The organism is Metallococcus carri, from assembly GCF_011440275.1.
GTDB lineage: Bacteria > Actinomycetota > Actinomycetes > Actinomycetales > Dermatophilaceae > Metallococcus > Metallococcus carri.
On record NZ_JAAOIV010000001.1, the window covers coordinates 212,283 to 231,674 of the forward strand.

Annotated in this window: 22 protein-coding genes and 1 pseudogene; 15 read left to right on the forward strand and 8 right to left on the reverse strand. The window is 68.2% G+C overall.

The genetic code is table 11. The features are described from left to right. Window positions 1–28 precede the first annotated feature (28 nt). Window positions 29–523, reverse strand: coding sequence for a hypothetical protein (locus G9U51_RS01010; RefSeq protein ID WP_041205245.1), 495 nt, complete (start codon window positions 521–523; stop codon window positions 29–31). A 308-nt stretch (window positions 524–831) separates the two neighbouring features. Continuing rightward, window positions 832–1,221 (reverse strand): heavy metal-responsive transcriptional regulator, encoded by a 390-nt coding sequence (locus tag G9U51_RS01015; protein WP_101624675.1) that lies wholly within the window; start codon window positions 1,219–1,221, stop codon window positions 832–834. Window positions 1,222–1,316: 95 nt separating this feature from the next. Here G9U51_RS01015 and merA point away from each other — a divergent pair, with 95 nt between their 5' ends. Then, a complete protein-coding gene (merA, locus tag G9U51_RS01020) occupies window positions 1,317–2,747 on the forward strand; it encodes a mercury(II) reductase (protein ID WP_101624674.1) in 1,431 nt (476 codons plus the stop codon). A gap of 100 nt (window positions 2,748–2,847) precedes the next feature. Here merA and G9U51_RS01025 read toward each other — a convergent pair whose 3' ends face one another. Continuing rightward, on the reverse strand, window positions 2,848–3,204 hold the full coding sequence (locus tag G9U51_RS01025; protein WP_101624666.1) for an ArsR/SmtB family transcription factor: 357 nt from the start codon (window positions 3,202–3,204) through the stop codon (window positions 2,848–2,850). A gap of 133 nt (window positions 3,205–3,337) precedes the next feature. Between G9U51_RS01025 and arsB the strand changes: the two genes are divergently transcribed. The 3 genes and pseudogenes from arsB (at window position 3,338) to G9U51_RS01040 (ending at window position 5,291) form a co-directional block, all read left to right on the forward strand. Next, window positions 3,338–4,402, forward strand: coding sequence for an ACR3 family arsenite efflux transporter (arsB, locus tag G9U51_RS01030; RefSeq protein ID WP_101624665.1), 1,065 nt, complete (start codon window positions 3,338–3,340; stop codon window positions 4,400–4,402). After that, on the forward strand, window positions 4,399–4,830 hold the full coding sequence (locus G9U51_RS01035; RefSeq protein ID WP_166191900.1) for an arsenate-mycothiol transferase ArsC: 432 nt from the start codon (window positions 4,399–4,401) through the stop codon (window positions 4,828–4,830). Before arsB ends, G9U51_RS01035 begins: the two co-directional genes overlap by 4 nt. A 30-nt stretch (window positions 4,831–4,860) precedes the next feature. Further along, window positions 4,861–5,291, forward strand: a pseudogene (locus tag G9U51_RS01040) (arsenate reductase ArsC). Between the two features lie 69 nt (window positions 5,292–5,360). On the opposite strand, the gene G9U51_RS01045 reads toward G9U51_RS01040, so the two are convergent. Then, window positions 5,361–5,555, reverse strand: coding sequence for a hypothetical protein (locus G9U51_RS01045; protein WP_146001433.1), 195 nt, complete (start codon window positions 5,553–5,555; stop codon window positions 5,361–5,363). A 317-nt stretch (window positions 5,556–5,872) separates the two neighbouring features. Here G9U51_RS01045 and G9U51_RS01050 point away from each other — a divergent pair, with 317 nt between their 5' ends. Then, entirely contained in the window at window positions 5,873–6,139 is a 267-nt protein-coding gene (locus tag G9U51_RS01050; RefSeq protein ID WP_166191903.1) for a DUF6112 family protein, read from the forward strand. 3 nt (window positions 6,140–6,142) lie between these two features. Here G9U51_RS01050 and G9U51_RS01055 read toward each other — a convergent pair whose 3' ends face one another. Beyond that, window positions 6,143–6,748 carry a class I SAM-dependent methyltransferase gene (locus G9U51_RS01055; protein ID WP_166191906.1) on the reverse strand — a complete coding sequence of 202 codons (606 nt, stop codon included), beginning with the start codon at window positions 6,746–6,748 and terminating at the stop codon, window positions 6,143–6,145. A gap of 89 nt (window positions 6,749–6,837) precedes the next feature. Between G9U51_RS01055 and G9U51_RS01060 the strand changes: the two genes are divergently transcribed. The 10 genes from G9U51_RS01060 to G9U51_RS01105 all read left to right on the forward strand — a co-directional run bounded on the left by G9U51_RS01060 (window position 6,838) and on the right by G9U51_RS01105 (window position 16,338). Further along, complete coding sequence (locus tag G9U51_RS01060; RefSeq protein ID WP_166191909.1) at window positions 6,838–7,176, forward strand: DUF6112 family protein; 339 nt, start codon at window positions 6,838–6,840, stop codon at window positions 7,174–7,176. A gap of 39 nt (window positions 7,177–7,215) precedes the next feature. Then, window positions 7,216–8,715 carry a conjugal transfer protein TrbL gene (locus G9U51_RS01065; RefSeq protein WP_166191912.1) on the forward strand — a complete coding sequence of 500 codons (1,500 nt, stop codon included), beginning with the start codon at window positions 7,216–7,218 and terminating at the stop codon, window positions 8,713–8,715. A 7-nt stretch (window positions 8,716–8,722) separates the two neighbouring features. Beyond that, complete coding sequence (locus G9U51_RS01070) at window positions 8,723–10,186, forward strand: SCO6880 family protein (protein WP_166191915.1); 1,464 nt, start codon at window positions 8,723–8,725, stop codon at window positions 10,184–10,186. 101 nt (window positions 10,187–10,287) lie between these two features. Then, window positions 10,288–11,154, forward strand: a complete 867-nt coding sequence (locus G9U51_RS01075) for a hypothetical protein (protein ID WP_166191918.1) — start codon at window positions 10,288–10,290, stop codon at window positions 11,152–11,154. Then, the gene (locus G9U51_RS01080; protein ID WP_166191921.1) at window positions 11,151–12,638 is read left to right on the forward strand and encodes an ATP-binding protein; all 1,488 of its coding nucleotides are present in this window, start codon (window positions 11,151–11,153) and stop codon (window positions 12,636–12,638) included. The genes G9U51_RS01075 and G9U51_RS01080 overlap by 4 nt, the downstream gene beginning before the upstream one ends. After that, window positions 12,638–13,210: a hypothetical protein gene (locus tag G9U51_RS01085; protein ID WP_166191924.1), complete on the forward strand. Its 573-nt coding sequence runs from the start codon at window positions 12,638–12,640 to the stop codon at window positions 13,208–13,210. The genes G9U51_RS01080 and G9U51_RS01085 overlap by 1 nt, the downstream gene beginning before the upstream one ends. Further along, on the forward strand, window positions 13,207–14,988 hold the full coding sequence (locus tag G9U51_RS01090; RefSeq protein WP_166191927.1) for a type IV secretory system conjugative DNA transfer family protein: 1,782 nt from the start codon (window positions 13,207–13,209) through the stop codon (window positions 14,986–14,988). Before G9U51_RS01085 ends, G9U51_RS01090 begins: the two co-directional genes overlap by 4 nt. An 88-nt stretch (window positions 14,989–15,076) precedes the next feature. Beyond that, window positions 15,077–15,541, forward strand: a complete 465-nt coding sequence (locus G9U51_RS01095) for a single-stranded DNA-binding protein (protein ID WP_166191930.1) — start codon at window positions 15,077–15,079, stop codon at window positions 15,539–15,541. Between the two features lie 18 nt (window positions 15,542–15,559). Then, the gene (locus G9U51_RS01100) at window positions 15,560–16,132 is read left to right on the forward strand and encodes a hypothetical protein (RefSeq protein WP_166191933.1); all 573 of its coding nucleotides are present in this window, start codon (window positions 15,560–15,562) and stop codon (window positions 16,130–16,132) included. A 5-nt stretch (window positions 16,133–16,137) separates the two neighbouring features. Then, entirely contained in the window at window positions 16,138–16,338 is a 201-nt protein-coding gene (locus tag G9U51_RS01105) for a hypothetical protein (RefSeq protein ID WP_166191936.1), read from the forward strand. Here G9U51_RS01105 and G9U51_RS01110 read toward each other — a convergent pair. The 3 genes from G9U51_RS01110 to G9U51_RS01120 are packed head-to-tail and all read right to left on the reverse strand — an operon-like array spanning window position 16,322 to window position 19,312. Beyond that, window positions 16,322–17,863, reverse strand: a complete 1,542-nt coding sequence (locus tag G9U51_RS01110) for a recombinase family protein (protein WP_328823240.1) — start codon at window positions 17,861–17,863, stop codon at window positions 16,322–16,324. The genes G9U51_RS01105 and G9U51_RS01110 overlap by 17 nt on opposite strands. Further along, the gene (locus tag G9U51_RS01115) at window positions 17,775–18,938 is read right to left on the reverse strand and encodes an ATP-binding protein (RefSeq protein ID WP_235945281.1); all 1,164 of its coding nucleotides are present in this window, start codon (window positions 18,936–18,938) and stop codon (window positions 17,775–17,777) included. The genes G9U51_RS01110 and G9U51_RS01115 overlap by 89 nt, the downstream gene beginning before the upstream one ends. Further along, window positions 18,938–19,312, reverse strand: a complete 375-nt coding sequence (locus G9U51_RS01120) for a YraN family protein (protein ID WP_166191941.1) — start codon at window positions 19,310–19,312, stop codon at window positions 18,938–18,940. Before G9U51_RS01120 ends, G9U51_RS01115 begins: the two co-directional genes overlap by 1 nt. Window positions 19,313–19,392: the final 80 nt, after the last annotated feature.

Sequence of the window (19,392 nt, forward strand, 5' to 3'; positions counted from 1 at the left end):
CAGCCCGAACCATCAAGAGGGCGGAGGGTTACAGGTCTCGAATGTCCTCGACACCCTGATCGCTAATCTTGAAGATCGCCACCTCGGGGTTCGTGTCAACGAGGTACCTGTTCAGCAGGTCGCTGACTCGATCGATGGTCTGCGTTGCGTCGTCGATGGAGTCGTAGAGCTTCCGATACAGCTCGGGGCTGTCCCAGCCGGGGATGCCCTTCCATCCGCCGTGGTCGAACAGCAACCGGTGGACCAGATAGTTCCGCGCCTCGACAAGAGTGCGGTACTCGGCTTGGAGATGGTCTGGAAGCTGAGGCTCCACGGCCTTTGCTTTCGCCCCCAGCGTGCTCCGCTCGCGAGGGGGCTTGCCCAGCAGCACCTGGTGGATCGTCTCTGCGGCGGCTTCGGCGACCTGGCAACGGGCGATCGCTCTGCCGAGCAGCAGGTACAGCAACTGCTGAGCGTCCTCCGGGTTACCGGGAACGGGGACCTCCTGCGCCAACAGACCACCTCTCAGATCAGCGTCGCGCATGGCACCAGATGCTTGCGATCCCTCCTCGCCCGACGACCTCAGCCTACCGACGCCGACCCCCATGGGTTCTGCCGCGCACCTCGTGGCATGGACATTTCAACCGCTTCGAATAATTGCTAGCGCCGGTTTAATCTCGGAAATTGCATCTAATGCACGATTCTTACGTTAGCTGTACGGCGGATTCACGCCGACCTAGGGGGATTGCAGACTCCTCGAACGTAGCGCCCACGCTACCTGGAACAGCTACGACCGCTCCAAGACCGCTCCAAGGTGACAGGACTTCGCAGGCGAACGAGGCTCCGGAATCGCTAAAGGTAGACACAGACCGCACCCGCCTGGCACGTCTCGGGCTCAACGTCCTCAGCAGCCGCCCGTAGCTGGGCGATGGTCTCACGCAGCCGGCCGAGTTCGGCAATCTGCTCATCGACTTCGGCCAGGCGCATACCCAGCAGTTCCCGGACGTGTTCACACGGGGCCGTCCCGCTGTCCCGGATCTGGAGGATCTGTCGGATCTGCGCGAGCGTCAGTGCTGCGGCTTGGCCGCGATGGATGAAATCGAGCCGGGCGAGAGTCTCCGGGCCATAATCGCGGTAGCCCGATGCGGTTCGCGCAGCAGGCAGCAGAAGCCCCTGGTCTTCGTAGAATCGCAGCGTCTTGGCAGTCGTGCCCGCCGCTTGGGCCAGCTCCCCGATACGCATGACGTCCTCCTCCGCCCTCGCTTGACCTTCCAGTGTAGTGGAAGGTTGAGAATGATGGTCGGAGGCGAGAACCGAACGTCTGGGAGGAACGCATCATGGGCTCGAAGGTCGATCTGGCGATCATCGGATCAGGCGGCGCGGCCTTCGCCGCAGCGATCCGGGCCACCTGGCTGGGCAAGTCGGTGGTGATGATCGAGCGGTCAACGTTCGGGGGCACGTGCGTGAACACCGGTTGCATTCCCTCGAAGAGCCTGCTCGCAGCCGCCGAGGCGCGGCATACAGCGTCCGATGCCGCGCGGTTTCCGGGGATCGCGGCGGCGGCCGGCCCCGTGGACATGCCGGGCCTGGTCGGTGCCACTCAGTCACTGGTGGAATCATTGCGCGGTGAGAAGTACGAGGACGTGGCCGACGCCTATGGGTGGCGGGTCCTGCACGCCGACGCCTCGTTCGCCGGGACCCCGGACGGCCCGTTGCTGCACACCGTCACCGGTGACGGCAAGGCTGAGGCGATCAGGGCCGATCACTACCTGATCGCGACGGGATCAGCCCCCTGGGCGGCACCAATCCCCGGCCTGGCCACCATGGACTATCTGACCTCGACTACCGCGATGGAACTCACCGAGGTCCCCGACTCCCTGCTCGTGCTCGGTGGCGGCTACGTGGCGATGGAACAAGCACAGTTGTTCGCCCGACTCGGCGCCCGGGTCACCATGCTGGTCCGCTCCCGGCTGGCATCGAAAGAGGAACCCGAAGCCTCCCGGGCCCTGGAGGACGTGTTCGCCGACGAAGGCATCCACGTTGTTCGACCCGCCGAGGTCACCTCCATGCTCCGCGACCCGGCCAGCAGCCAGGTCGTCGCGACGGCGAACGTCTCCGGCACCGAGCAGGAGTTCCGAGCCGACCGGGTGCTGGTGGCCACCGGCCGTCGCCCGGTCACCGAGGGACTCAACCTCGACGCCGTCGAGGTCAACACCGGCCAGGCCGGAGAAGTCGTGGTCAGCGACCAACTTCAGTCGACGAACCGGCGGGTCTGGGCTGCCGGGGACGTGACCGGGCACCACGAGTTCGTCTATGTTGCCGCGCAACACGGGGCGATGATCGTCGACAATGCGTTCACCAGCACCGACCGCACTGTCGACTACGCCCGCCTGCCACGAGTGACGTTCACCAGTCCCGCCCTTGCAGCGGTGGGTATGACGGAAGCAGACGTCCTCGCTGCGGGGATCCGGTGCGACTGCCGGGTCCTGCCCCTGACATACGTGCCCCGCGCGCTGGTCAACCGAGACACCCGCGGCTTGATCAAGATCGTCGTCGACGCCGACACCGGTCGCATCCTCGGACTCACTGCGGTCGCCAAGGACGCCGGTGAACTCGCCGCAACCGGTGTCTACATCCTCGAAGGCGGGATGACACTCGAACAGGTCTCCCGAAGCTGGGCGCCGTATCTGACGATGGCCGAAGGCATCAGGATCGCCGCCCAATCATTCACCACCGACGTCTCCAAACTCTCCTGCTGCGCGGTATGACCCGCTGGGCCGAACTGTCGCGGGCCGCCTGGAACAATGACACGGCGGCCGCAGCTGACGCACATCACACCGTCGAGGTTCACCGACTGCCAGATCTGGCTCAGCGCAGATCCAGAAACTGGTGCAGCTCGGTAAATGCCTCGCGGACCACTGTGTAGTGAGCCCACCTGCCGCGCTGCTCCCGGGTCAGCAGACCCGCCTCGACGAGCTTCTTGAGGTGGTGACTCACAGTCGGTTGGCTGATGTCAAGGACCTCGATGAGGTCGCAGGCGCACACGGCCTCACAGCCCTGGGCCGCCACGTGTGACAGCACACGCAGCCGTGTCGGGTCCGACAGCGCTTTGAGTCGCTTCGCGAGGCACTCGGCGTCGGCGGCACCGATCGGGGTCGCGGCCAGCGAGCAGCACTCCGCCGGTGCCTCGACGACCATCTTCGGGCTCTCCAGTGCAGTGCTCATCACCCCATCTTACATTGACGACCATCGATGTGACGGTTAGCGTGGGACATAGACATTCATCAATACGAGGAGTCGGGCGAATGGCACGACAGCAACTACGCCTGCGCCGAATGCCGCGCCGGTGCTGAAGGAGATGTCCTTCCTGGACCGGTGGCTACCGGCCTGGATTCTGCTGGCGATGGGCGTCGGGCTGCTGCTGGGCCGCTTCCTACCGGGACTGAACACGGCGCTGGAATCGATGACGATCGGTGAGGTGTCCCTGCCGATCGCCATCGGGCTGCTGGTGATGATGTACCCGGTGCTGGCGAAGGTCCGCTACGACGAGACCCGTCGCGTGACCGGCGACAAGCGGTTGCTGGGCCTGTCCCTGGTGCTCAACTGGGTCGTCGGTCCGGCAGTCATGTTCGTGCTGGCCTGGGTCTTCCTGACCGACCTGCCCGAGTACCGCACCGGGCTGATCATTGTGGGCCTGGCCCGCTGCATCGCCATGGTCCTCATCTGGAACGACCTAGCCTGCGGCGACCGCGAGGCCGCCGCCGTGCTGGTAGCGGTCAACTCGGTGTTCCAGGTCTTCGCCTTCGGCGCCCTGGGCTGGTTCTACCTCCAGCTCCTGCCGTCGTGGCTGGGCCTGCCGACCACCTCGGCGGACTTCTCCGTCTGGGCGATCGTGGTTTCCGTGCTCGTGTTCCTCGGCATCCCCCTTCTCGCCGGATTCCTCACCCGCGTCCTGGGCGAGAAAGCCAAGGGACGGCAGTGGTACGAGGAGAAGTTCCTGCCCAAGCTCGGACCCTGGGCGCTGTACGGGCTGCTGTTCACCATCGTGCTGCTGTTCGCACTCCAGGGTGGGGCCATCACCTCCCAGCCCTTCGACGTCGTCCGGATCGCCGTTCCGCTGCTCATCTACTTCGCACTCATGTTCGCCATCGGCCTGCTCGCCTCAAGAGCCGCCGGCCTCAGCTACGCAAAATCGACCACTGTGGCGTTCACCGCCTCGGGCAACAACTTCGAACTCGCCATCGCCGTGGCGATCGGCACCTTCGGCGTCACCTCCGGTCAAGCCCTGGCCGGGGTCGTCGGCCCGCTCATCGAGGTCCCCGTCCTCGTCGGCCTCGTCTACGTCTCGCTCTGGGTCGGCCAGCGGCTCTTCCCGAACGACCCGACTGTCCCTGCCCGCAGAACTCAGGAAGCCCGACGATGACCACCGCACCTGCCCCGAAGCCCAGTGTCCTGTTCGTCTGCGTCAAGAACGGCGGCAAGTCCCAGGTGGCCGCAGCACTGATGCGCCACCATGCCGGGGATGCGATCGAGGTCCATTCGGCCGGCACCAAGCCCGGCGGGTCGCTGAACAGCCTCTCGACCGAGGTGATCGCCGAAGCTGGGGCTGATATGGCCGGCGAGTCCCCGAGGCCCATCAATCCCGACCTGCTGGCCCGGGTGGACCGGGTCGTCGTGCTCGGCGACGAGGCACACATCAAGCCCCTCGACGACATGACCGGGACCATCGAGACCTGGCACACCGATGAGCCCTCCACGCGCGGTATCGAGGGCATCGAGCGGATGCGCATGGTCCGCGACGACATCGACCGCCGCGTCCGCACCCTCCTGACCGAACTCATGAGCGCCTGACCCCCAACCCGCCTGATTGGAAGGCTCCGCATGAGCACAGCACCCGAGACCAAGCCCAGCGTCCTGCTCGTCTGCGTCCACAACGCCGGCCGCTCCCAAATGGCCGCCGGTTACCTGCGCGCGCTATCCGATGATCGCATTGAAGTCCGCTCAGCCGGTTCCGAGCCCGCCGAACAGCTCAACCCTGTCGTCGTCGAGGCGATGACCGAAGACGGCATCGACATCACCGCAGCCACCCCCAAAGTGCTGACTAGGGAGGCGGTCCACGCCTCCGACGTCGTCATCACCATGGGCTGCGGGGACGCCTGCCCGATCTTCCCCGGCAAACGCTACGAGGACTGGCAGCTCGACGACCCGCAGGAGAAGACATCGATGAGGTCCGCCGCATCCGCGATGACATCAAACACCGGATCACCTGGTTGATCGCCGACCTCCTGCCGCAGAAGGACGACGTGCAGTGACGTAGAGGCCACCCCGCCGCATCGGCCACCCCGTTCTACCTCTGCGATTACCGATGGCCGACAGTGCGCTCAGCGAGAATGCACCCGCCTTCGGAACAGGCCTATGGCTGCCACCTTTTCGGTGGTCGGGTACTTCTCAAGCAGTTCCTTGGCCCAGGCCCGGCGGTTGGCCAGCGGTAGTGGGATCGCCGGCGAAAACGTCACGCAACCACTGCCGCGGATTTTCTTGTCGCCAAGCCTGGCGCTGCGCACTGACTGAGCCACGGTAACGATCCTCCGAGCGAACCTGGGCGACTGCGCGGAACACACCACCGCTGCCGGCGATCAATGACGTGTCGGCCCGCTCTTCACTGGCCAGCAGGCCCTCCGGGCTGCCGGCCCCGACCGTCCCGATTCCGAGCCACTGGCGAGCCTTGCCGCCGCTGTTGGTCGCCATCCGCGACGGCATCAAGCAGGACCCGCGACCTCAGATCGCGTTCACGCCATCAGAGAGGGTGGGCGCACCTGGATGACATGAAGGAAGCAATCAAGCTATTCCGGGACTTCGATCATCCGACCCTGCCGGTCGGGAGCTGAGCGGCATGGACGTGTTTCCCGACTTCGACGGGATCGGCGGGATCGGTGACCTGCGCGCGGTAATCGGGGCGCTGCTGACGTTCGTGCTCATCACGGCCGTGCTCATGCTCATCGTCTGCGCCATCGTCTGGGCGCTGGCCACTGCCAACGGTCACCATGCTGCGGCCAGCAAGGCGCGCACCGGCGCATGGACCGCCGTTGGCGCTGCGGTCCTCGCTGGGGGTGGGGTGGCGTGGATGAACTGGCTCATCGACCTCGGGCAGACGCTGTAAGCGTCACGACCGGAGGCGCTGGGCGATGAGGTCGCCATGTCGGCGCGCCCCCGGGTCGGTTCGGGTGTGGGTGGCGACCACGGTGAAACCAGCGTCCTCGATCACCGCGCGCAGCACATCCGTGGGCCAAAAGTAGGCGGTGGTCACCGCGTGGTCAAACTCGGTGAGGTCAGCGCCGGCGAAGAAGCCCACCAGCAGGGTGCCGCCGGGACGCAGGGCACGGGCGAACTCGTCGAACACCGAACTGATGCGGGCGGGGTGGGCGTGAATCAGCGAGTACCACGCCAGGATGCCACCCACGCTGGCGTCGTCCACATCAAGCACCTCGGCCCGCCCGACCTGGACGGGAACATCGGGGAATCGGGCGCGGGCGTGGTCGATGAACTCCGGCACCGGATCGATCCCCGTCACCTCGACGCCGGCCTGGTGCAGAAAACCGGCCCAGTGCCCGGGCCCGCATCCGACATCCAGCACCGGCCCGTGGACGCTACGACCCCACGCCTCGATCAACTCCTGGTCTACCAGTGCCGTCGCATCGATCGACCCGAGCCGGGAGATGTACTCCCCGGCACGTCGCGCGTACGCCTCGCGCACCGTCTCGATCCTCACCCTGACCATCCTACGAACCCGGTATGACGACGTCCGTGCACCTGAAGAGCGAGAACCCCTGTCCTCGCGCGCCTAAGGAGCACCCCGCCATGACCGCCCTGACCCTGATCACCGACACCGCCACCACATTTGCCGCGCTGCCGGCCCTGGTACCGATGGATGTCGACATCTCCCCCAACGATGACGGCCTGCCCGGCATCGCCCAATTGCGCACCATCGTCGGCGCGGTGATGACCATCGGTCTGATCCTGTCCGTCCTCGCGCTGATCATCTCCGCCATCGTGTGGGGATTCGGCGCCAACTCCTCCAACCCGCACTTGGCGGGCCGCGGGAAGATGGGCGTCCTCGTGAGTTGCGGGGCCGCGGTGATCTGCGGTGCCTCGGTGACGTTGATCAACTTCTTCTGGGACGTCGGCCAGCAGGTCTGACACGACCGGCCGTCTCGACCCCGTGAAGGAGTGATTGCGGTGGGTGTGTGCGATATCCCCGTCATCTCGGCCGTGTGCGACACCGCCGGCGAAGCCGCCGCGAGCTTGGTCGCGGCCCCGTTCGACTGGCTCGCCCAGGCGATGGGTGCCGCCGCCGGCTGGCTGTTCGAGGCCGTCTGGGCGGTGTTCGACACCACCACCCTCGTCGACGTCACCCGGCCCGAGTACGTGGCGGTCTACAACCTGCTGTTCGGCATCGCCGTGTTCGTGATGCTGATCTTCTTCTGCCTCCAATTGATCACCGGCCTGGTCCGCCGTGACCCGACCGCTTTGTCTCGGGCCGCCCTCGGGTTGGCGAAGTCCGTGCTCGGGTCCTTCGTAGTGATCACGCTGACAGCGTTGCTGCTGGAGATCGTCGACCAGCTCTGTGTCGGGATCATCCAGGCCGCCGGAGAGACCACCGAGTCCATGGGCGACAAGATCACGCTGCTGGCCGCGGGCTTGGTCGGGATCAACATCGCCGCGCCCGGTGTGGGTGCGATCATCACGATCTTCCTCGCCGGCCTGGCGATCGCCGCCGCTGCCATCGTGTGGCTATCCCTCCTGATCAGGAAGGCGCTGTTGTTGGTGGCGATCGTGTTCGCACCCCTGGCGTTCTCCGGCGCGTCGTGGGACGCCAGCCGGGGGTGGATCGGGAAGTGGGCGATGTTCGTCATCGCGCTGATCTGCTCCAAGCTCGTCCTGGTCGTGATGTTCCTCGTCGCCGTCACGCAGGTGTCGGCACCGATCGATGCGGACCTGTCCTCGATCAGTGACCCGTTGGCGGGGATCGTGCTGATGGCGATGGCCGCGTTCGCCCCCTACCTGACGTACAAGTTCATCAGTTTCATCGGGTTCGACATGTACCACGCGATCGGTTCTGAACAAGACGCCAAGCAGGCCCTCAACCGGCCCGTCCCCACCCCCACGAAACCGGCCGGCGACGGCCCGAAGAAGGTCCTCAACGGCGGCACCAGCAGCGGCGGTAACGAGACCGGTGGCGGCGGCAGTGGGAGCGGTGGGGGCGGTGGAAAGACGCCGCGCCAGGCCAAGACCTCCACACCCCAGGCATCCGGGGGCAGTACCGGTGCCGCGGGAGGCGCTAGCTCCGCCGGTGGGTCCGCCGGAGCCAGCGCCAGCGGCGGCGCCGGAGCGGGAGCCGGTGCGGGAACTGCGGCGGCGGGACCGGCCGCGGCAGCGGTGATCGCCGCGAAGGTCGCCAAGGACGCGGCGACCGCCGGGCCGAAAGCCGGCACGGCCCTCGGCAACCAGGCCGAGACTGCCGCCGACGACGCCGGGCAAACCGGCACCACACCCCCTCCAGCGGCGTCCCCGACACCGTCCGCACCGACCACGAAGGCTCCACCTCCGACCGAGCCGAAGACACCGACAGCCGGTCCGGGCCCGGCACAACCTGAGCCGCGTGCGCTGAAGCCGGCCCCGCCGCCGGCGCCGAAGCCGACCGGTCCGCCAGCGCCAAAGTCGACCGGGAAGGACTGAGACGGCCATGACCTCAAAGCAGAAGGAGTCCGCCACGGAGCTGGTGCCGGTCAAGTTCTCCCGCCTCACCCGCCGCGGCATCCTCCTCGGCCTGTCGCTGGCCCAGCTGATCACCCTCGCCACCGGTGTCCTCGCCGTCGTCGGCGCCCTGTATGCCGGCGGTGGCATCCTGCTGGCCTACACCGCTCCCGTCTGGGTGCTCGCCGCCGCGCTGACGTGGATACCCGTCGCCGGGCGCCCGGCGGTGGAGTGGCTGCCGGTGGCGTGCTGGTGGCTGTGGCGCACCACCGCGGGCCAGCTGCTCTACCGGCGCCGCATCGTGGCACCCCGGCCGGTCGGCACGCTCGCGCTGCCCGGCGACATGGCCCGCTTGCGCGAGTACACCGACCCCGACACCGGCGCCGGGATGATCCACGACCCCCACGCCGCGACCCTCACCGTGGTGTGCGAGGTGACCCATCCGGCGTTCGTGCTCCTCGACCCGGGTGAGCAGGAACGCCGGGTCACCTCCTGGGGCCGGGTGCTGGCCACGGTGTGTCGCTCCGGGCGGGTCGCCACCCTCCAGGTCCTGGAACGGACGCTGCCGGACTCCGGCACCGGGCTGGCCGAATGGTGGGCCTCCCACGGCACCGCCGACGACACCTGGGCCGCGACCACGTACGCGGAACTGATCGAGCGTGCCGGGCCGGCCGGGGAACGGCACGCCACCACCCTGTCCCTGTCATTGGATATGAAGACCGCGGCGCGACAGATCAGGACCGCCGGTGGCGGCATCCGCGGAGCCGCTGCCGTGCTGCGTCAGGAGATGTCCACCCTGGTCGCGGCGCTGCGCTCCGCCGACCTGAAACCCTCCGGCTGGTTGAGCCCGGGACAGATCGCGGTGATCCTGCGCAGCGCGTACGACCCGGCGATCGCCGCGACTCTGGAGCGCCACGGCGAACTCGGCCAGCACCTCGCTACCGCCGGCCCCGTGGCCGTCACCGAGTCCTGGGCCCGGTTGCGCACCGACTCTGCCCACCACGCGGTGCTGTGGATCAGCGAGTGGCCGCGCTCGATGGTCTACCCCGGTTTCCTGTCTCCGGTGCTGCTGTCCACCGGCATCCAACGCTCGTTCTCGCTGCTGTGCACCCCAATGCGCTCGGACCAGGCCGCCCGGGACATCCGGAAGAAGAAGGTCGAGCACATCTCCGACCAAGCGCAGCGGGCGAAGATCGGGCAGATCGAAGACGCCACCCAGACCGCCGAGTACCACGACGTGCTCCAGCAGGAAGCCGACCTGACCGCCGGCCACGGGGTGCTGCGGTTCACCGGCCTCCTCAGCGTCTCCGCACCCACCGTCGAGGAACTGGACGCCGGGGTGGCCGCGATCGAGCAGGCCGCGATCCAAGCCTCCTGCGAGACCCGGCTGCTCGTGGGACAGCAGGCCGCCGCGTTCACCGCCGCGGCACTGCCGCTGTGCCGATGCATCTGACGCCCAGCACACACCGGCCCGTTGCGCGGTGGGGGCGCGCGTGCACCTGGCAGTCGACCCCGGATGCCCGGGGCTTTCGCGCTTGTCACAGGAGGCCGCTCATGCCCACGTATCACGACCCACTCCAGGATGCTGCCGAAGCATCCGAGGCGCTGCGCGGGCTCGCGCACGCCAGCCGGGTCTTCGACAACCCCGCCGACACCTACGGCGTGCTCGGTGACCTCCTCTCCGGGGTCCGGTCGCTGCGCCAGGTGCTCGACCAGCTCGGCTCCGCACATCTGGCTCATCGCGACCGCGCTCACGACGATGACGGTGACCACGCGATCGGTGCGGCCGAAGCCCTCGCCGCGGCAGACGACCTGCACCACGCCGGAACACTCCTCGATGGAGTCGAGGAGCGCGTCAATGCTGCGATGACCCATTCGGGACGCGTGGCCTGGCACGCTCCAGCCCACGAACTGGACCGGGAGGCAGTGTCCACCGAAGCACCGCGGCGCTGGATCAGCGTGGTCTTCCTCCAAGGCGCCGAGGCCGACGAGGTGCTCGACCTCATCGACCGCGACGGCTCCGACGCGGCCATCGAGTACCTGCGCGGTTGGGACTACGGGGACGAGACCACCGACGCGGCACTGGAGAACGGGTACGTCTACGACGAACCACCCACCGGCCAGCTCGACCGGACGGTCACCGACGGTGACTACACCCTCACCTACAACCCGCTCATGGGCCACGTCAGCCTCCTACGCTCACATCCCGCCGCGATGTCCGACGCGGGCCTGGATGAGACCGACGTGGTGACCGCGCGAGAGGCCATCAGCGGCGTCGGGCCACTCGATGCAAGCACGCCAAGGTCCTCGGCGACACCCGCCTCCGCGCGGACGCAGGAGAGGCCGGCGGGCGTGGACCGGGACTGGTTCGCCGGTCCGACCCGCTCCCCGGGGTCGACTGGGCGGGGGCTGTCGCTATGAGCGCACGAGAGACCGAGCGGCTGCACGCCTCCGTCCTGGTCGCCCCGGCCGCTGAACGCCGCAGACTGCGCACACAACGCCGGCGGGCCGCCACAGCACTGCGGGCCGAACAGCACCGCGCGGAGCAGGCTGCCGCGCGCGCGAAGGCCGACGCGGAACGCAGTGAACGGCGCGCGACCACGTACCTGCCTGCCGCCGGTGAGCCCGGCCCGGCGGCGCTGCGCACTCCAGGCAGGTTCCGGCTCCCACGCCATCAGGACACGTCGGCCACGTTGGCCGGGGCCTACCCGTTCGTCGCCGAAGGCGGCCTCGGCGCCGACGGGGTGTTCGTCGGTCAAGACCTCTACTCTGGCGGCTCGTTCGTCTACGACCCCTGGGTGCTCTACGCCCGCGGGATCATCACCGCCCCCAACGTGGTCCTTGCCGGGATCGTGGGCTCGGGCAAGTCCTCGCTGGCGAAATCGCTCTACACGCGGTCGCTGCCGTTCGGGCGCCGCGTCTACGTCCCCGGTGACCCGAAGGGCGAGCACACCGCCGTCGCCAATGCAGTCGGCGGACGGGCGATCGTCCTCGGCCACGGCCTGAGCACGAGACTCAACCCTCTCGATGAAGGTCACCGGTCCGCCGGGCTGTCGGATCGGGAGTGGGCCATCACGGTCGCCTCCCGCCGTCGCGACCTCATCGGTGCCCTGGCCGAGACCGTCCTGGCCCGCGGGTTGACGCCGTTGGAGCACACCGCGATCGACCTCGCCCTGACCGCAGTCGTCGCCCAGAACACTGTGCCGATCTTGCCGATGGTCGTCGACCGCATCCTCACCCCGGACGAGGCCGCCGACGGCAGGTTGGCCGAGGACGGACGGCTCGTCGGCCATGCCCTGCGCCGCCTGGTCGCCGGTGACCTCGCGGGCCTGTTCGACGGCCCCAGCACGGTCCGGTTCGACCCCAGCCTGCCGATGATCAGCCTCGACCTGTCCCGTGTCACCGAGAACAGCACATTGATCTCGGTGTTGATGACCTGCTCGTCGGCGTGGATGGAGTCCGCGCTGCTGGACCCCAACGGCGGGCAGCGGTGGGTGATCTACGACGAAGCGTGGCGGCTGATGTCCCACCCGGCCTTGTTGAAGCGGATGGACGCCCACTGGCGTCTCGCGCGGCATTACGGGATCGCGAACATGCTGATCTTCCACAAACTCTCCGACCTGGACAACGTCGGCGACGCCGGCTCCGCCATGCGATCCCTCGCCAACAGTCTGCTGGCCAATGCCGAGACCCGGATCGTCTACCGGCAGGAATCCGACCAGCTCGGCCCCACCGCCCAAGCGCTTGGCCTGACCGGCACCGAGCAGAAGCTCCTCCCGGGCCTGGGTGTCGGGCAGGGGCTGTGGCGGATCAAGGATCGGGCCTTCGTCACCCAGCACCAGCTCCATCCCGCCGAACTGGCACTGTTCGACACCAGCTCGCGACTGAACTCAGGGGTGAAGTGATGACCCGCAAAACGCGCCGCACGAATCGGCCGGAACCGGAGGAGATGCCGGTCGTGCTGCCGCACGCGGTCATCAGCGTCACCGAGACCGGCGCCCTGGACGTCACCATCGACGGCACCGACCTGCCACCCCCGGAGGGTGAAGCGTGGACGCGAAGCACCTTCGGGCCCCTGCTGGATCTGCTCACCCGGGACCGGACCATCACAGTGCGCATCGAAGTGCACGAGAATGACGGGAGCGTGTTCACCGACGTGATCCGCGCCCATCGCCGCACCAGGCCCGAACCGTCAGAGATCGAGGCGCAGCCCGAGGCGGAGGACGAACGGACCACGCAGTTCACGAGCAGAAGCAAGCGGCGGCCGGACCTGGTCGAAGTGAGCGGCGAGGGGTTCGTGACCGGTGAGGACGTCGCCGTCGCGGTCATCGTTTCCCACACCGACGCGACCGACACTGGTCATGCCCGCACGCTGCTGGACCGCGGTCGGCTTCGGCCGCTGCTGCCCGATGGCGGCGGCGAGGTGATGCTGTTCGGCCGCATCTCGGGCACGATCCACGTGCGGCGGCTGCCGTGAGCACCCCCTCCGGGCGGCAGGCCGGGTCGTTCGGTGACGAGCTGACCAACGCCGCGCTGATCGCCCAGGTGGGGATGTTCGGGATCGCGCTCATCCTCCGCGCCTCCGGGTCCGTAGCCGCGTTCCTCACCGGCACACCCCAACCCGAGGCTGGCCCCGCGTCCGGGCTCGGAGTGCTGTTCAACCCCAGCAACCCGGCGGGCGCGCTCGGGGCCGACGGGCTGTCTCCGGTCGCCTATTGGACTGTCACCGGGTTGCTCCTGGCGGGACTCGCCAGCGGTATCGGATGGGCGTGGGTGCGGCTGCGCCGCCATTCCCGCAGGGTCGAGACCGACCCGCGCCGCCTCGCCGGCACCGCCACGGCCCATGAAGTCGCCCAGACCGCGTCCGCGAAGGCGCTGCTCCGCAGGGTCGCGACACTGCGCCCATCCCTCGATAAACCCGCACCCGGTGATGTCGGGTATCGGATCGGCGCGTCCAAGGGACGCGAGGTGTGGGCGTCGGTGGAGGACTCCATCCTGCTCATCGGCCCCCCGCGCTCGGGCAAGGGCCTGCACATCGTCATCCCCGCGATCCTCGACGCGCCCGGCGCCGTCGTCACCACCAGCACGCGGCCGGACAACCTCACCGCTACCCTCCGCGCCAGACAGCGCCTCGGCCCCGTGGCGGTGTTCGACCCCCAACACCTCGCCGAGGGCATCCCCGCCGGGATGCGCTGGTCACCGATCCGCGGGTGTCAGGACCCGCTCACGGCAATGATCCGCGCCACCGGCCTCTCGGCCGCGACCGGCCTGTCCGCTGGCGGGGTCGAATCCGGCGGCTTCTGGGAAGGCAAGACCCGCACCGCCCTCCAAGCACTCCTGCACGCCGCAGCCCTCGACCACCGCCCACCGGCCGAGCTGTTCCGCTGGACCCTCGACCCCTCCGCCGCCGCCGAAGCCGTCGCGATCCTCACCAACAACACGCAGGCAGCCACCGGGTGGGCAGACTCCCTCGGGGCGATGATCGACGCCGACCCCAAAACCCGCGACTCGATCTGGCAAGGCGTCGCCCTCGCCCTCGGCGCATTGGCCGATCCGCGTGTACTCGATGCCGTGTCCCCGGGACCGGGCGAGGGTTTCGATCCGGAACGCTTCATCCGCGGCCGCGGCACGCTCTACCTCCTCGCCACCGGCGCGGGCGCCGGGGCATCCGCCGCCCTGGTGGCGGCGTTCGTCGAAGACCTCATCGAAACCGCCCGCCGGATCGCCGCCCGCTCACCCGGCGCGCGCCTCGACCCACCGCTGCTGCTCGCCCTGGACGAGATCGGCAACCTCGCACCCCTGCCATCGTTGCCCACCTTGATGGCCGAAGGCGGCGGCACCGGCATCACCACCCTGCCCGTCCTCCAGTCCCTCGCCCAAGCACGAGACAAATGGAACGACAACGCGGCCGGAGCGATCTGGGACGCCTCCATCGTCAAGATCATCCTCGGCGGCGCATCGAACTCCCGCGACCTCCAAGACCTCTCCACCCTCATCGGCGAACGCGACGAGTACACCGACAGCGTGACCCTCGGCGACCACGGCACCCGCTCCAACCAACGCTCCGTGCGACGGGTACCGATCCTTCCGCCGGACCGGATCAGGACCCTGCCATTCGGCACCGGCGTCACCCTCCTTCGATCCGCCCCACCGATCGTCACCGACCTACACGCCTGGCCCTCCCGACCCGACGCTGCTCAGTTGAAGGCCGACCGGGCTGGCATCGAGGCGCTGCTGCGCGGACCCGGCTCGTAATCGGGGCGCGCGCGTTGGTGGGGGCCGTGCACCTGACTGGCACAGCCGCGGCGTCAGATCGCGCGGCCCGATTGGAAGGAAGCCGGAGATGTCGATACTCAGCAAGCCATCGATCCGGGGGTTCGTCGCGAAAGCACCCCAGGAACTGGAGACAAAGAACGGTGATCCGTACGTCAAGGTGAGGTTCGGCCAGGACCGCAAACACCGCGAGCCGGACGGCACCTTCACCGACCTCGGAAAGACCTACGACACGATGGTTGCCTACGACGACAACGTGCAGCGGATCATCGACAATTTCGTTCCTGGTGACCGTTTCGTCGCGCAAGGTCACATCCGTACCTTCTCTAAAGGCGACGACGGCCCCGAGAGCGAGGTGTTCGTCGTGACCGGGATCGGCCACGACAGCGCCTACACCCGCTATGACGTGGACCGCAGCGCTCGACGGGCCCCCGTTGAGCAGACGCCCGAACGCGCCGCCTCACAACAGGCACCCGCGTTCGAGTCACCCGAGCGATCAGGGCAGAGCACATCCGCTCCTGCCCTCGGCCTGTGACACAGGCGGGGAGACGCCGTGAGCGAGTACCTGACAGACCCTGACAGGCTCGACGAGGACGACCTGCTCGATGTGGACGAGTTTGCCTCCGACGAGGCGCCGGACGTCGCGGAGCTGCCGCATCCGGTGAACTGGAACCTGCTGACCGCCGAGGAGCTGGAGGCCGAGTGGTTCGCCCTAGACCGGTGGGTGACCTGGCTGCGCCGCACCTACGGTCTGCCCGCTTTGGTGGTGCCGCCGTTCTGGCACCACCACCCTGAACTGGTGTGGGAGCTGTCAGCGCTGCATCTGCACTGGCTGGCCGCCTATGACCCCGAGCAGAATGCCTCCGCGGCGATCGGTTGGCACCGCGACTTCGCCGACGCCCGTGCACGGCTACGTGATTGGGTCGCGGCCTCGGGCACCCGGATCGATCGTGATCGGCCGACCCGTCAGACGGTCTGGCCCGGGGAGGAACCAGCCGAGCCCGTCGAGGACACCGCGATCGCCGACCGAGCCGCGGAGTTCGAGGCCTTCGTCACCGCGGAGGTCGCCCAACGCCGGCAGGCCGAGGACGACTTCTACGCCGCGATCGCGGAAGAGGAACCGTGAGCACCGTGAGCACCGATACCGCGTGCCCGCCACCCGCTGAGGTGGGCGAGGTCATTCCCGAAGCCGCCTACGGAGCCTTCGTCGCTGGGTGGTGTGCCGGGATGGCCCGGCGCACCACCCATCCTGCATCTCAAGACGTAATCGAGCAGGTCGCGACGATGCTCGATGCCGCCAACGTGGCCGACGCGCTCACTCGGCCGGAGTGATCCTCAACCGCTCCTCGGTCGGTGCCGTACCCGGCAGCGCGTCGATCCGGTGGATCATCCGTCGCAGGTAGGCGCGCTTCTCGGTGATCGTCCTCTCCTTCCACGTCGCGATCAACGCTGGGCCGTCCTTGATCGGGAACTCCTCCAGCTCCATTGCATCCAATCGGCGCTGGAGGCCATCAAGGCGCTGCTGCGCGTCAGCGATCAGCGACAGCAGCACCGTCACCATCGCACCCCGGTACTCCCCGGTGCCCTGCTTGGATAGCAGCGCATCACGCTCGGCCCTGGCTTCATCGAGCTGTGACAGCACCTCATTGATGCCCACATCGGCCCGGGCGGCACGACGTCGGGTACGCGCGGCGGCGAGCGCATCATCGGTGATCTGGGCGAAGAACCAGCCCAGCACAAATGCCTCGCCCTTGACCGCATCGATCGTGCATCCGCCCAAGCAGTTCCCCGGACCCCGGATCTTGTTGGCCTGGCAGCGGTACGCGAACGCCGGCACTCGCTCACCAGAGGCACGCTTGCGAGACTTCTGATGCCCGTACAGGCGTTCCCCGCACTGGCAATGCAACAGCCCTGTCAGCAGCCACTCGTGCGAACCCCACGGTCGCCTGGTCCGTGAGGTCTTCGCTTCCTCTAACAGTCGGCGCGCACGCAACCAGGTCACCCGATCACAGACCGGTTCCTGAGCGATGACCGGTTCGCCTGACGCATCCCGGGCGATGAAGTCGAGCAAGTCGAGTTTCACACCACGCTGGTGTTCGGGCACCTGCCGCATCCGGTAGCCAATCATCCGGGGCGAGACCAGCGACCGGTACACCGTCGCCTCAAACACCGGCCCGCCCGCAGCAGTGGTGATCCCGTACTGGTCGCTCCAGTAGCGAGCGATCTGCGCCAGGCTCTTGCCCGCTAGCACCATGTCCACCGCGTCCTTCAACGCCGGATGTTCCACCGGATGCGGCACCAGCCGCACCCCGGAACGTCCGAACTCATCGACCACGCGCGGGCCAGCCATCCACCCAAGTGGCGGCGTGCCGCCGTGGTGGAACCCAGCCTCGGCCAGGTGCCGCTTCGAGGCCAATTGCCGCTCACTCATCGAGTCCGTCTCAACCTCCGCGAGCAGTGCCTTGATCCCGGTCACCAGCTTCGCCCCCGCGGTCGCGGTGTTCAGCTCATCGGCGCTGTCTTGATGCGACAACAAGTACACGCCCGAGCGCTGGCACTGCCCGATCCACTCGATGCACTTCGCCGCGATCCGGTTCGTGCGATCCAGCTTCCAGAACGCCACTGCTGGTACCGTCCCGGCCTGGATGTCCTGGTTCAGCTGACGCCACCCCTTGCGGTTCTTCGCCGCAGAAGCGCTCGCTGAGTCGTTATCGATGTACTCACCCATCACCGTCCACCCACCCTCGGCGGTGAGCTTGCGAGTCAGATCAAGGCGCTGACGCTCGATCGCATCCGCCTTGTCCTTGTGGTACTTCGACAGCCGCAAGTACAGATAGATCGGCCGCGTGCCTTCCACTGGTGTGTCCGGCCCCGTCTGAGTAAACGCCGGATAGACCACCGCCCGTGTCGCCCGTCCCGGCCGTGCGTTCGCGCCAGGCTGCCTCGTAGTCGTCTTCATCAGTGACCTCCTTCGAGAAGGAGGTGCACTTTCCATTGCTCGACTCGTCGAGGAAGAGGATGCCGGTGTGGGCCCGCGAGACGGCGCCCGGCCGGATGCGTCCCGAACCGCCGCCCACCATCGCCGCCAACGACGTCCCGTGGTGCGGAGCGACGAAGGGTGGGTGGCGCACCAGCACGTCCGCCTCGAGCTGACCGAGCACCGAGTGGATCGCGGTCACCTCGAGCGCCTCGGCCTCGGTGAGCGCCGGCAGGATGCCCGGCAGTCGTTCGGCGATCATCGTCTTGCCCGCGCCGGGCGGTCCGATCATCGCCATGTGGTGTCCGCCGGCCGCGGCGACCTCGACGGCATACCTCGCCTCGGGTTGTCCCACGACATCGCGCAGGTCGGGCAGCGACCGCGAACTCGGCGAGGGCGGTTCGATGACCGGCAGCGGCGGCGGCTGCTTACCGCGGGCCAGGCAGCGATAGCGCACCACGAGGTCAGCCAGATCCCGCACCGGCACCACCTCGACACCGCTCACCAGTGCCGCCTCGCGGGCATTCTGCTCGGGGACGACGACCGTGCGCACGCCGGCCGCGGCGGCCGCGAGCACCGCAGGCAGCACGCCGGGCAATGGCCGCACGGTGCCGTCCAGACCGAGTTCACCCAGGTGCACCACATCGCGGATCACCCGCGTGTCGACCTCGTCGCCACCGGCGGCGAGCGCCGCCAGCGCGATCGCCACATCGAAGCCGGACCCCTGTTTGGGCAGGTCGGCCGGCGACATGTTCACCGTGATCCGCTGGCGCGACAGCTTGAGATCACTGTTGGCGCAGGCGGCCAGGATGCGGTCGGGCGCTTGTTTGCAGGCGGTGTCGGGCAGGCCGCCGAGGATGAACTTCGGCAGTCCGGCGGACACATCGGCCTCGATATCGACGACCGTCCCCTCGATCCCCACCACGGCGACGGCCCGAGTCCGTCCGACGCCCATCAGGCCACGTCCCGCAGGTGTTCGAGCTGATAGCTGCCGTCCCTGGCGACCAGCACCCCGATCACGTCGACGCGCAGCGCGGCGGCGTGCGCGTCGTGGTCGCGCGCCCAGCGAGCGGCCAGCCGCCGCAACCGATGTGCCTTGACCTGGGTGACCGCCTCGATCGGGCTGCCGAAGGCGACGGACCGGCGCGTCTTGACCTCGACGACCACGATCGTGCGGGTCGGCTCCTCCCAAGCGACCAGGTCGATCTCGCCATCGCGGCAGCGCCAGTTGCGGTCGATGATCCGCAGCCCGGCGCGGGTCAGGAAGGCTGCGGCGTAGTCCTCACCGCGGGCGCCGAGGGCCCGGCGGTCGCCTGTGTCGATGTCCATGCCGACCAGCGTCGGCTGCGCGCACAGGCGAGGCGAGCGGCATACGGCCGGACTGTGAACAACTCGACCTAGCGACCCAA

Bases quoted from the DNA above. Each gene is read 5' to 3' on its own strand.
- G9U51_RS01120 (WP_166191941.1), bottom strand. From the start codon at position 19,312: ATGGACATCGACACAGGCGACCGCCGGGCCCTCGGCGCCCGCGGTGAG.
- G9U51_RS01025 (WP_101624666.1), bottom strand. From the start codon at position 3,204: ATGAGCACTGCACTGGAGAGCCCGAAGATGGTCGTCGAGGCACCGGCG.
- G9U51_RS01010 (WP_041205245.1), bottom strand. From the start codon at position 523: ATGCGCGACGCTGATCTGAGAGGTGGTCTGTTGGCGCAGGAGGTCCCC.
- merA (WP_101624674.1), top strand. From the start codon at position 1,317: ATGGGCTCGAAGGTCGATCTGGCGATCATCGGATCAGGCGGCGCGGCC.
- G9U51_RS01085 (WP_166191924.1), top strand. From the start codon at position 12,638: ATGACCCGCAAAACGCGCCGCACGAATCGGCCGGAACCGGAGGAGATG.
- G9U51_RS01015 (WP_101624675.1), bottom strand. From the start codon at position 1,221: ATGCGTATCGGGGAGCTGGCCCAAGCGGCGGGCACGACTGCCAAGACG.
- arsB (WP_101624665.1), top strand. From the start codon at position 3,338: ATGTCCTTCCTGGACCGGTGGCTACCGGCCTGGATTCTGCTGGCGATG.
- G9U51_RS01095 (WP_166191930.1), top strand. From the start codon at position 15,077: ATGTCGATACTCAGCAAGCCATCGATCCGGGGGTTCGTCGCGAAAGCA.
- G9U51_RS01075 (WP_166191918.1), top strand. From the start codon at position 10,288: ATGCCCACGTATCACGACCCACTCCAGGATGCTGCCGAAGCATCCGAG.
- G9U51_RS01060 (WP_166191909.1), top strand. From the start codon at position 6,838: ATGACCGCCCTGACCCTGATCACCGACACCGCCACCACATTTGCCGCG.
- G9U51_RS01035 (WP_166191900.1), top strand. From the start codon at position 4,399: ATGACCACCGCACCTGCCCCGAAGCCCAGTGTCCTGTTCGTCTGCGTC.
- G9U51_RS01080 (WP_166191921.1), top strand. From the start codon at position 11,151: ATGAGCGCACGAGAGACCGAGCGGCTGCACGCCTCCGTCCTGGTCGCC.
- G9U51_RS01050 (WP_166191903.1), top strand. From the start codon at position 5,873: ATGGACGTGTTTCCCGACTTCGACGGGATCGGCGGGATCGGTGACCTG.
- G9U51_RS01115 (WP_235945281.1), bottom strand. From the start codon at position 18,938: ATGGGCGTCGGACGGACTCGGGCCGTCGCCGTGGTGGGGATCGAGGGG.
- G9U51_RS01070 (WP_166191915.1), top strand. From the start codon at position 8,723: ATGACCTCAAAGCAGAAGGAGTCCGCCACGGAGCTGGTGCCGGTCAAG.